This window comes from Micromonospora arida (assembly GCF_003857035.1).
In the GTDB taxonomy this organism is placed as follows: Bacteria; Actinomycetota; Actinomycetes; order Mycobacteriales; family Micromonosporaceae; genus Micromonospora; species Micromonospora arida.
This window is the reverse complement of record NZ_QGSY01000298.1, coordinates 1-11,203: the sequence shown is the minus strand read 5'-3', so window position 1 is coordinate 11,203 and position 11,203 is coordinate 1. Positions and strand designations below refer to the sequence as shown.

At 72.3% G+C, this 11,203-nt stretch carries 13 protein-coding genes; 4 read left to right on the top strand and 9 right to left on the bottom strand.

The features are described from left to right. Both DLJ58_RS29915 and DLJ58_RS29910 read right to left on the bottom strand, forming a co-directional pair. Positions 1-1,860: ComEC/Rec2 family competence protein (locus tag DLJ58_RS29915; protein WP_124861399.1), on the bottom strand; the 1,860-nt coding region annotated here is incomplete at its 3' end. Beyond that, complete coding sequence (locus tag DLJ58_RS29910; RefSeq protein WP_124861396.1) at positions 1,857-2,696, bottom strand: ComEA family DNA-binding protein; 840 nt, start codon at positions 2,694-2,696, stop codon at positions 1,857-1,859. The genes DLJ58_RS29910 and DLJ58_RS29915, both read right to left, overlap by 4 nt. A gap of 188 nt (positions 2,697-2,884) precedes the next feature. Here DLJ58_RS29910 and hemC point away from each other — a divergent pair, with 188 nt between their 5' ends. Further along, positions 2,885-3,820, top strand: coding sequence for a hydroxymethylbilane synthase (gene hemC / locus DLJ58_RS29905; protein WP_124861394.1), 936 nt, complete (start codon positions 2,885-2,887; stop codon positions 3,818-3,820). 55 nt (positions 3,821-3,875) lie between these two features. Here the strand turns inward: hemC and DLJ58_RS29900 are convergent, their stop codons facing one another. Beyond that, positions 3,876-4,250, bottom strand: a complete 375-nt coding sequence (locus DLJ58_RS29900; protein ID WP_124861392.1) for a VOC family protein — start codon at positions 4,248-4,250, stop codon at positions 3,876-3,878. Between the two features lie 228 nt (positions 4,251-4,478). Beyond that, positions 4,479-4,682 (bottom strand): hypothetical protein, encoded by a 204-nt coding sequence (locus DLJ58_RS29895; RefSeq protein ID WP_124861389.1) that lies wholly within the window; start codon positions 4,680-4,682, stop codon positions 4,479-4,481. A 250-nt stretch (positions 4,683-4,932) separates the two neighbouring features. Between DLJ58_RS29895 and DLJ58_RS29890 the strand changes: the two genes are divergently transcribed. Continuing rightward, on the top strand, positions 4,933-5,154 hold the full coding sequence (locus DLJ58_RS29890) for a GntR family transcriptional regulator (RefSeq protein WP_124861386.1): 222 nt from the start codon (positions 4,933-4,935) through the stop codon (positions 5,152-5,154). A 20-nt stretch (positions 5,155-5,174) separates the two neighbouring features. Here the strand turns inward: DLJ58_RS29890 and DLJ58_RS29885 are convergent, their stop codons facing one another. From DLJ58_RS29885 to nadD, 5 genes are all read right to left on the bottom strand, one after another. Next, on the bottom strand, positions 5,175-5,948 hold the full coding sequence (locus DLJ58_RS29885) for an SDR family NAD(P)-dependent oxidoreductase (protein ID WP_124861383.1): 774 nt from the start codon (positions 5,946-5,948) through the stop codon (positions 5,175-5,177). A gap of 3 nt (positions 5,949-5,951) precedes the next feature. Then, a complete protein-coding gene (locus DLJ58_RS29880; RefSeq protein WP_124861380.1) occupies positions 5,952-6,806 on the bottom strand; it encodes a DegV family protein in 855 nt (284 codons plus the stop codon). A 48-nt stretch (positions 6,807-6,854) separates the two neighbouring features. Further along, entirely contained in the window at positions 6,855-7,484 is a 630-nt protein-coding gene (locus DLJ58_RS29875) for a histidine phosphatase family protein (RefSeq protein WP_124861378.1), read from the bottom strand. Beyond that, positions 7,481-7,888 (bottom strand): ribosome silencing factor, encoded by a 408-nt coding sequence (gene rsfS / locus DLJ58_RS29870; protein WP_124861375.1) that lies wholly within the window; start codon positions 7,886-7,888, stop codon positions 7,481-7,483. Before rsfS ends, DLJ58_RS29875 begins: the two co-directional genes overlap by 4 nt. Positions 7,889-7,998: 110 nt before the next feature. Further along, positions 7,999-8,595: a nicotinate-nucleotide adenylyltransferase gene (nadD, locus tag DLJ58_RS29865; protein ID WP_091409875.1), complete on the bottom strand. Its 597-nt coding sequence runs from the start codon at positions 8,593-8,595 to the stop codon at positions 7,999-8,001. Between the two features lie 360 nt (positions 8,596-8,955). Between nadD and DLJ58_RS29860 the strand changes: the two genes are divergently transcribed. Beyond that, positions 8,956-9,699 (top strand): PadR family transcriptional regulator, encoded by a 744-nt coding sequence (locus DLJ58_RS29860; protein ID WP_124861372.1) that lies wholly within the window; start codon positions 8,956-8,958, stop codon positions 9,697-9,699. A 189-nt stretch (positions 9,700-9,888) separates the two neighbouring features. Then, positions 9,889-11,094, top strand: a complete 1,206-nt coding sequence (locus DLJ58_RS29855; RefSeq protein WP_124861369.1) for an FAD-dependent oxidoreductase — start codon at positions 9,889-9,891, stop codon at positions 11,092-11,094. Positions 11,095-11,203 lie beyond the last annotated feature (109 nt).

Below are 11,203 nucleotides of genomic sequence, written 5' to 3'. Positions count from 1 at the left end.
CACGTGGTCCGCGTGAAAGTGACTTATCACCAGCAGGGGCACCTCCCGTACGCCGAGCCGACGCAGGCAACCGTCCACCGCACCCGGTTCCGGCCCGGCGTCCACCACCACGGCCCGGCCGGGGTCGACCGGGAGCACCAGGGCGTCGCCCTGCCCCACCGCGCAGGCCACCACCACCCACCTGGCGGGCGGCCAGCCGGCGGCCAGCAGCCGAACCGGCAGGGCACCCAGCACGGCGGCGACCCCAACCACCGCCACCAGCCGGCGTACGAGTGGCCGGCGCGCCGCAATCAGCAGCGCGACGGTCAGCCCGGTCAGCAGCAGGGCACCGGGCACCCCGCCCGGCCAGGGCAGGGTTCCACCTGGCAGTCGAGCACCCTGGCGGGCGATGACCACCAGCCACCAGGCCGGCCAACTCGCCAGCCACGCGACGAACTCGGCACCGGCCGGCCAGATCGGCGACACCATGGCCGCCAGCACGCCCAGCACAGTCGCTGGCGCGATGGCCGGCACCGCCAGCAGGTTCGCCGGCACCGCCACCAGGCTCACCGTGCCGGAGATCCCGGCGACGACCGGGCCGCAGGCAAGTTGGGCAGCCGCCGGCACGGCCAGCGCCTCGGCCAGCCCAGGCGGGACGCCTCGCCGACGCAATCCGTCCCGCCATTGTGGCGCGAGCAGCAGCAGGCCGCCGGTGGCCAGCACGGAGAGGGCGAACCCGGGATCTCCGGCCAGCTCGGGGTCGACGAGTACCAGCACGGTCACGGCGGCGGCCAACGCGGGCAGCGCCGCCCGAGGTCGACCGGCGGCGAGCGCGGCGAGCCCGATCGCTCCCATCGTGGCTGCCCGTACGACGCTCGGCGACGGGCGGACCAGGATGACGAACCCCACCAGCGCCACCCCACACAGCGCGGCGGCGAGCCACGGACCAGCGCGCGACCACCGGGCCAGCAACAGCACCGCACCCACCACGATCGCGACGTTGGAGCCGGAGACCGCGTTGAGGTGGGTCATCCCGGTGGCCTGGAAGTCCGCCTCGACGGCGGGTGGCAGTCGGCTGGTGTCGCCCACCACCAGACCGGGCAGCAGCCCACCGGGATCGTCGGGCAGCGGCGCGCAGGCCCGTTGCAGGCCGGTACGCAGCGTCCCGGCGGCGCGCTGCGCCCAGGACGGCGCGCCGTGCCGTTCGGGTGGGCCGGTGGTGCTGAGCACCGCCGCGGTGAGGTCGCCGCCGCGCGGAACGCCGAGCCGGCCGTCGACGGTGAGGCGCTGCCCGGGAAGGAGGCCCCGCCACGCCGGGTCGGTGGCCAGGACGAGCAGCCGCACCGACGCGTGGATCCGTCGACCATCCGGGCCGGTGAGCCGGACCAGCTCGGACGACACCAGCAGCATCCCCGGCCGCCCGGCGCTCCGGATCGGGCGCGGATCGTCCCGGACGACCAGGTCGGCGGTGATCGGAGCGCGTTGCTCGACGAGGGCGCGGATCGCCGGCGCGTCGCGAACGGCGAGTCGGGCGGCGGTGGCCGCACCAGCGCAGACCACTCCGAGGCCGACCGCCACGGCCACCCACCCGTAGCGCCGCACCACGGCTCGGGGACGGCCGAGGCGGCCGAGCAGGTGCGCAGCACCAATTGCCGTCAGACCGGCCACCGTGCCGGCCACCAGCAGCGTGGTGCGGCTGCCGAGGTGCAGGCCGGCGAGCGCCGTGAGCCAGGCCGCCACGGCGAGCCCAGCCAGTCGCAGATCCGGCGGCTCCGGCCGGACCTGGCCGGCCGACGGCGCGGGCTGCGCCGGCCCGGCCGGCAACCGGGGCTGGGGCCGGCCGACCGGTGGTGGGTCTGCGGCGACGGCGGAGTCGCTCATACCGTCACCAGATCCTTGAGCTGCTCGTAACGGGCATCGCCGATCCCGTCGACCTGGCGTAGGTCGCCAACGGACTTGAACCCGCCGTGCTGATCCCGATGGGTGAGGATCCGTTGGGCGAGCACCGGCCCCACCCCGGGCAGCGCGTCGAGCTGCGCCAGTGTCGCGGTGTTGAGGTTCAGCGGCCCGCCAGCGGGAGCCGCACCGCCCGCCGCAGGCCCGGCCGCACCACCCGGCACCGGCGGTGGCGTCACCCCGACCACGATCAGCTCGCCGTCGGTGACCTTGCGGGCGGGGTTGAGCAGCGCCACGTCGACCCCCGGGAGCGCGCCACCGGCCGCCTGCACCGCGTCGGCGAGCCTGGATCCGGCCGGCAGGCGTACCAGACCGGGTTTTCGGACCTTGCCCGCGACCGCCACCACCACCTCGCCGGAGCTGGACACGCTGGGGTCACCCGCAGCTGGCGCGGCCGACACGGTGTCGCTGGCCAGCGGGGCGACCGGCTCCGCCTGCGGCCGGGCCTGCCAGGCCCAACCTGCCGCACCCAGGACCACCACCACGGCGACCACCGCCAACGCCCGCACACCCCGCCGCCCGGGATCGAACGCCCCCGGCCCGGGCAACCGTGACTCGGGCGGGAGCGCAAGGCCGTCCGATGCCAACTCCGCGACCAGCTCGGCGGGCTTTGAGGACAGCACGGCCGCGGGCTGCGCGCCGACCAGGGACGACGGGGGTAAGCCCGTGAGCGGCGCCTCCGGCCGGGGCGGCGGCGCGGTAGCCGCCTCCGTCAGCCGGCGCAGGCGCTGGCGTACCTCTGTCTCCTCGTCGTGCGACACAGCGCGACGCTATGGCGGCGGCCGGGACGGCGAAGGGTGACGGGCGCTGTCCTGTGGACAACCACCGCCACTGTGGACAACGCCCCGATCATGCTCCGATCTGCTATGCGGGGGTCGAACTACGGCGCCTGGCCTGGGCGGCGGGTCTGGTCGCGGACGCCGGCAGCGAGCGGACTACCCTCGCCGGTATGTCCGACTCCCGCCTGCTGCGCATCGGCACCCGCAACTCTCCGATGGCTCTCGCCCAGGTCGAGCGGGTCCGCGCGATGCTCGCCGATCGGCACCCCGAGGTCACGGTGGACGTGCTGTCGATGTCGACAAGCGGGGACCGCTGGCACGGTGACCTGGCCGCCCTGGGCGGCAAGGAGGCGTTCACCAAGGAGGTGGACGCTGCCCTGGTCGCCGGGGATGTGGACCTGGTGGTGCACTGCGTCAAGGACGTCCCCGGAGACCGGCCGGCGCCAGCCGGCACCGTGCTGGCCGCCTACTTGGCCCGTGACGATGTCCGGGACTGCCTCGTGCACCCGGGCGGGCTGCGGATCGACCAGCTGCCCCCCGGCACCCGGATCGGCACCTCCGCCGCCCGGCGGATGGCGCAGCTGGCGCTGCACTGGCCGAGCCTGGTGCCGGTGGCCATCCGGGGCAACGCGAACAGCAGGCTCGCCAAACTCGACGCCGGGGACCGGTACGACGCGCTGCTGCTCGCGTTCTCCGGGCTGGAGCGGATCGGGCAGGCCGCCCGCATCACCCACCCGATCGACGTCGACACGATGGTTCCGGCCGTCGGCTCCGGCACCCTGGTCCTGCAATGCCGGGAAGACGACACCAGCACCCGCGACCTGGCAGTCGGCCTCGGCGACCCACGGGCCTGGCGGGAGACCGTGGCGGAACGAACCATGCTGCACATCCTGCAGGGAAACTGTCACTCCCCCATCGCTGCGCTTGCCCGCACCGAATCCGACGGACGCCTCGGCCTACGGGCGAGGGTGATCAGCGTCGACGCTAAAACCGTGCTCGACGTACACGAGTGGGCGGCGGATCCGATCACCCTCGGGACCTCCGTCGCCGCCGCCCTGCTCCGGCAGGGCGCCCGCGACCTCCTCGACCTGTCCGCGCACACCTGAAGCAGCGAGGCTGACGGCCGGTGGGACAACAGTGCCCCACCGGCCGACAGGCCTGCTACAGGTACGGCCGGGTGATGATCTCGATCGCGTGGCCGGCCGGGTCGAAGAAGTAGAAGCCCCGGCCACCGTGCTCGGTGTTGGTCTCCCCCTTCCGCTTCAGCTGCGGGTCGGCCCAGTACGTGATGCCACGTCCCTCGACGAACGCCAGGCACCGCACGAACAACTCGTCGTCGACGAGGAACGCGTAGTGCTGCATCTGGATGTCCACCGGCGGCTCGGCGAACTGGAGCAGCACGCCCTCATCCAGCTGGACGTTGGCAAACGGCCCCCACGATGGCGCCTCCGGCAGCTCGAACAGCTCCCGGTAGAACGCGGCCGAGGCGCTCTTGTCCTTGCTGGCGATGATGGTGTGGTTGAACGTGACTGTCATCCGTACCGTCTTCTTCCCGGTCGATCCGAAGACCCGACCGGAGGCCCCACAGCGTTCACCCAGCCACGCAGATGACGAAGCCCCGAGGGCACCGACGCCCCGGATCCCGCACGAGAGACGCGTACATCGCATCGATCTCGGCGTGGTGGCTGAAGTAGCCAGAACCTCCGGGGGTAGGCCCATCTGGGGCGCGCACGGAGGCTAACACAGCGGCGGGGGCAGGATCATTCACCGTTTCTGGAGCATGACCGAGGCGACTTCTGCCATGAGCGCCAACGCCCAGTCGAGTTGTCGGCAGTCGCTGTGTCCTCGGCACTCCAGGCACCCGCCCGCGCGCCACGGCCGGTCGAGCGCCCGGGTCCAGTGAGCATCCAGCACCCGCTTGGCCATGAACAGTTCGGTCGCCGTGGACACCGGTTCATCGATTGGCATGTTCGGCGCCTCCGCGCGATCCGAAGTAGCCCGCCCTGGGGGCCGAAGCCTTGCGATGCGCTCCCTCAGGGCGGGCAGACCGGATACCTCAGGAGTGCTGAAGTCCAGGAGCACCCGGCCACTGTCTCACTGTATCCACTGTCTCAGTGTAGTCAAGTTCTCACTATCTCCACTTTGCCGCGTTGCCGCCTTGTCCCGATCACGCCCGGGCTGGAAACATGATCTCCGCTGAAGTCCGGGAGAGCCGCTCATGCCGACGAGACCACCGCACTACCGCCGCGTTGCGGATGACATCGAGCAGAAGATCCGCGCGGGCGAATACTTGCCTGGCCAACAACTGCCGTCGGTGTCCGAGATCGGCGAGCTGTACAACGTGGCACGCTCAACGGCCTATCGAGCCGTCAAGGAGCTGCACGAGCGGAACCTGATTTACGGTCAGCAGGGCCAGGGCGTCTTCGTCGCCGACAGCTAGAAACCGAGTGATCTAGGTGGTCAGCGGGCCTCTGGGTCGAGGCCGAGTACGGCCCGTCCGCCGTCCACCGGCAGCGTCACCCCGTTGACGAAACTCGCCGCGGGCGACAACAGGTACGCGACCGCCTCGGCAACCTCCTCGGCCCGCCCGATGCGACCCACCGGGTGCAGCCGGGTCAGCTCGGCGTCGATCCACTGGGCCTGGCTGGGCTCCTGCGCGGCGAGGAATTCGGCGTGCCGGTCGGTGGCGATCGAGCCGAGCGCGACCGCGTTGGCGCGGATGCCGTGCCGCCCGTACTCGACGGCCAGCGCCCGGGTGAGCCCTTCCACGGCGGCCTTCGCCGTCGCGTACGGCAGGGCACCAGACACCGGTCGGCGGGCCTGGTGCGACGAGACGTTGACGATCGCGCCGCCGGCGGCGCGGGCCAGGAAGCGGCGGACGGCGACCGCGGCGCCCACCACGGCCGGGCGCAGATTCAACCCGATCAGCTCCAGCACCGTGTCGGCCGACGCGGAGTGCAGCGTGGCGTCGCGGAACACCGCTGCGTTGTTCACCCAGCCGGTCAGCGGCGCGGCCCGGTCCGCCAGCTCGGCGGCGCGCTCGGCCACCTGCTCGTCGGCGGCGTCGCCGACCACCGCGACGAGCCGATCGGAGGCCGGATGGTCGGCCAACCAGTCGACCGCGTCGGCGTCGCGTTCCAGTACGACGATGGTGGCGCCGGTCGCCAGCAGCCGTTCCACCACGGCCCGGCCGACACCGCGACCGCCTCCGGTCACCACGCACGACGTGGGCACGGCTCAGCCCTCCGGTCGGCGGTGGACGACCACACAGGCCAGGCCGGGCCCGGCGTGCGCGGCGACGACCGCACCCGCCTCGGAGACGTACGTGTCGTGCAGCCGGTCACCGAACCGCTCGGTCAGCGCGGCGCGCAACGCCTCGGCTCGTTGCGGTGCAGCCAGGTGGTGCACCCCGAGATCCACGTCGTCGCCGTCGGCCGCCTCGACGGCCAGGTCCACGAGACGGGCCACTCCCCGGCTGGCGGTGCGGACCTTCTCCCGCAGCACGATCGCCCCGTCCGGCATGTGCATGATCGGCTTGACGGACAGCGCGGTGCCGACCAACGCCTCGGCCGCGTTGATCCGGCCGCCCCGGCGCAGGAACTCCAGCGTGTCGACGTAGAACCAGACGGTGGTGCGGGCGATGGCGGCGAGCGCCGCGTCGCGTACAGCGGCAAGGTCGGCGCCAGCCTCGGCGGCGGTGGCGGCGGCGATGGCCGGAAAGCCCAGCCCCATGCCCGCCGAGCGGCTGTCCACGACCTCGACCCGGCCGTCCAGGTCGGCGGCGGCGAGCCGGGCGGCCTCCACCGTGCCGGACAGCGCGGCGGAGATGTGCACCGAGACGATCCCGTCGGCGCCGTCGTCGAGCAGTCGGCGGTACGTCCGGGCGAACTGCTCGGGCGCTGGGCGGGAGGTGGTCGCGGTGACCCGGCGGGCGCTCAGCGCCAGGGTGGCGTCGGCCGGCTGGGTCTCCACCCCCTCCAGCCCTTCCGCGCCGTTGAGCACGACGGTCAACGGCACGACGGTCAGCCGGTGCGCCTGCACCAGCTCGGACGGAAGGTAGGCGGTGGAGTCGATGACAACCGCGACGGGCATGCCCGGCACGCTAGCCGATCGAGGCCGGGAACGCCGAGGCGCGAGTGCTCAGACCGCGTCGACGGCGACCGGGGCGGTGATCAAACCGACGTTGTGCGCCCGCAACTGCCATCCGCGGACATCGTCGTGGCGCAGCTCGGTCCAGTGGCAGTTGGCCAGCGAACCGACGGTGCGCAGCACGGCAGTGTCCCAACCGAGCAGGTGACCGATGCCCTGCCGGGAGCCGCCACCGTGAGTGGCGATCACCACGGTGCCGCCCGGGGCCGCGTCGGCTGCCTCCCGTAGCGCGGCACCGACCCGCTCACCGAGGACGTGCAGGGGCTCCAGATCCGTGCCCGGGTCGGGGTCGCCGGCCCGCCAGCGCGCGTACTCCTCGGGGAAACGCTCGGCGACCTCGGTGAGGTGCAGACCCTGCCACTGGCCGAAGTGCCGCTCGCGCAGCCGGGCGTCGGTGCGTACCGGTAGGCCCGTCAGCGCGGCGAGCGCGGCGGCGGTGTCGGCGGCGCGGCTGAGGTCGCTGGCCACGATGGCGTCGGGCCGCAGCCCCGCAAGCAGCGGGGCGGCGGCGCGGGCCTGGTCGCGGCCAAGCTCGTTGAGGGGTACGTCGGTCTGCCCCTGGACGCGGTTGGCGGCGTTCCAGTCGGTGTTGCCGTGCCGCCAGACGATCAGTCGGGTCATTCGGCGGTGGCGGACCCGCTGGCGTCGGCCTCGACCAGGTCGCGATCGACGAACGGGATGGTGGGGCAGTCCTTCCAGAGGCGGTCGAGCCCGTAGAACTCGCGCTCCTCGGTGTGCTGGACGTGCACCACGATGTCGACGTAGTCGAGCAGCACCCAGCGGCCACCACGCTCGCCCTCGCGCCGCACCGGCTTCGCCTTCTCCGGCAGCTCCAGCAGGCTCTCCTCGATGGCGTCGACGATGGCCAGCACCTGACGCTCGTTGGGGGCAGCGGCGAGCACGAACGCGTCGGTGATGGCGAGCTGGTCGCCGACGTCGATGATCGTGATGTCCTGCGCCTTCTTGTCAGCGGCGGCCTGGGCGGCCGCGATAGCCAGCTCGTGAGCGCGTTCGGAAACTGTCACCGTTCTCCTTCGATCAAGCGTGCGATCCTCCAAGCGTCTCATACCCGGCGGCACCCCGATCGGCCAGTTCTGGTCGGTTAGCGCCACGAACCTGGGCATAACGGGTGCGCTCAGCGTTGATAGAGGCTCCGCTTGGCGATGTACTGCACCACACCGTCGGGCACCAAATACCAGACCGGCTCACCTCTGGCGACCCGAGCACGACAATCTGTCGACGAAATGGACATCGCGGGCACCTGGATCAGACTGACGGTATCCGCCGGAAGGTGCTTGTCACTCAGCGGGAAACCGGGCCGGGTCACGCCGATGAAATGGGCCAGCTCGAAGATCTCGTCCAGGTCCTTCCAGGACAGGATGCGTTGCAGGGCGTCCGCGCCGGTGATGAAGAACAGCTGCACCTTCGGGCCGTACTCGGCGTGCAGGTCACGCAGCGTGTCGACGGTGTAGGTCGGCCCACTGCGGTCGATGTCGACCCGGCTCACCTGGAAGCGCGGGTTGGAAGCGGTGGCGATCACTGTCATCAGGTACCGGTCCTCGGCCGGGCTGACCGGCTCGTCGGCCTTCTGCCAGGGCTGTCCAGTGGGCACGAAGACCACCTCGTCCAGGCCGAACCGGTCCGCCACCTCGCTGGCCGCGACGAGGTGCCCGTGGTGGATCGGGTCGAAGGTGCCACCCATGATCCCGATCCGCCGGATATCTTCCTCCACCCAATGATCGTAGGCCGAGCGTCGTGGCCGACCGCCCCGGCCCAGCACCGCCGTACGTCACTCCGCTCCGGCCGTGACCCAGCGCGCCGCGACCACCCGACGCCCCGCGGTGATCGACTCGGATCGGCGCGGCAATCGACTCGGCCCCGCGCGGTGATCGACTCGGCTGGCGGGCCGTGATCGACTCGACTTCCTGAAAGTCGGCCCTTCCCGGAGACCCGGACACCGCGAGTTCAAGAAAGCCGAGTCGATCAAGGGAGGGGCGCCGCACGCAGGGCGCGCCGCCCACAGGGGTCGCAGCAATCCGCCCGTCGGCGTATATTCGTCGACGAGTAACCGGCCACGAGCGAGGGGGTCATCGTGCCGAAGCGGCGCAAGGTCGGCAATCTGCTGGCGCTGGCCGTGCTGTCCGCCCTGGTCCAGCGGCCGATGCACCCGTACGAGATCGCCACCGCACTGCGCGCCTGGGGCAAGGACCAGGACATGGAGTTCAAGTGGGGGTCCTTCTACACGGTGATCGGCAACCTGGACAAACACCACCTGATCGAGGCGGTGGAAAGCGTGCGCGAGGGCCGACGCCCGGAACGCACCGTCTACCGGATCACCAACGCTGGGCGGGCGGAGCTGGTCGACTGGGCCCGCGAGCTGGTCTCCACCCCGATGGCGGAGCATCCCCGTTTCCGGGCCGGGTTGTCCGTGCTCGCCGCGTTGCACCCGGACGAGGCCACCGACCTGCTGCGGCAACGGCTTGATCTGCTGGAGGCCGCGATCCGCCAGGACCGCGAAGCGCTCGACGCGTACCTGCGGGAGATCCCGCGACTGTTCCTGGTCGAGTCGGAGTACGACCTCGCCATGCGGGACGCGGAGGCGGCCTGGCTGCGGGCGCTGCTCGCCGAGCTGACCTCGGGCAGTTACCCCGGGTTGGACACCTGGCGGACCTTCCACGAGACCGGCGAGATGCCGGCCGAGCTGACCGAGTTGGCCCAGAGAAGCAGCACCCCGAAGGCCAACTCCGACACCCCAACCACCCACACTCCGGAGGCCAGACCCGACAGCGCCGAACGCCCCGACAGCAGCAGCCGGAGAGCCGACACCACCGGCTGAAGAGCGGCCCCGGCGAGGTGCGCCAACACCTCACCGGGGCCCTGACCCCGAACCGACGCCTGGGAAGGCACCCGGCCCGAAGCGGCAACCACGAGGATAACCGGGCTCCCTCCCAGGTCCGCGCGCACGCGCACCGACCACAACAGGTCCGCGCGCACGCGCACCGACGACCACACCCAGGGAGAGAGCATGACCACGGTACGAACCGCGATCGTCATCGGCGGTGGCATCGCCGGGCCGGTGACAGCGCTCGCGCTGCGCCGCGCCGGCATCACCGCAACCGTCTACGAGGCGTACCCGACCACGGCCAGCGGCATCGGCGGCACCCTCGCCCTCGCGCCCAACGGAGTGGCGGCTCTGCGTACGGTCGGCGCGCACGAGGCGGTGACGGCGATCGCCACACCGATCGACCGCAGCGCTCTGGCCGTCGGCCGCCGCCGCATCGACATGCCCACGCTGACCGGGGTGCCACCGCTGCACGTGGTGCACCGGGCCGAGCTGTACCAGGTGCTGCACGACCAGGCATTCGCCGAGGGCGTGCCGTTCGCGTACGGCAAGCGGCTGGTCGACGCCGCGCAGACCGGCGACGGCGTGACCGCACGCTTCGAGGACGGCAGCACGGCGACCGCCGACATCCTCGTCGGCGCGGACGGGATCCGCTCCACGGTCCGGGGTCTCATCGACCCGGCCGCGCCCGGGCCCCGGTTCACCGGGCTGCTCGGCGTCGAGGCGGTCGCCCGGCACGAGGTGGACGCCGAGCCGGGCACGATGACGTTCGCGTTCGGTCGGCGCGGCTACTACCTGTACTGGCCGGAGCCCGGCGGCGGCACCCGGTGGGGGGCCAACCTGCCGCAGCAGCGGCCGATGAGCCTCGTCGAGGCCCGGGCGGTGCCGGCGGAGCAGTGGCTGGACACGCTGCGCGCCACCTACGGCGACGACGACCCGGGCCGGGAGTTGGCGGCGACCAGCAACGCCGACGACCTCCAGGTCGTCGGGTCGTTGCAGATCATGCCGCCCGTGCCGCACTGGTATCGGGACCGGATGATGCTGGTCGGCGACGCGGCGCACGCACCGTCGAACAGTTCGGGGCAGGGCGCGTCGTTGGCCATCGAGAGCGGAGTGCAACTCGCCCGCTGCCTGCGTGACCTGCCGGACGTCCAGGCGGCGTTCGCCGCGTACGTGCGGCTGCGTCGTACCCGGGTGGAGAAGGTCGCGGCCCGCGCGGCCCGGATCAACCAAGCGAAGGCCCCCGGTGCGGTCGCGCGGACGCTGATGCCGTTGCTGATGCCGCTCATGGTGCGCACGGTGCTGGACCCGGAGAAGACCGTCGCCGACGAGCAGCGCTACGTCATTGACTGGGACGCGCCGGTCACGGCCGAGCCCGCCCTGCGCTGAGCTGTGGCTGCGGGGTGGCCGGCCAGCCACCCCGCAGCGGCCAGCCCGCGCCGAGCCAGCCAGCGCCGGCCAGCCCGCGCCGGCCAGCCAGCGCCGGCCAGCCCACGCC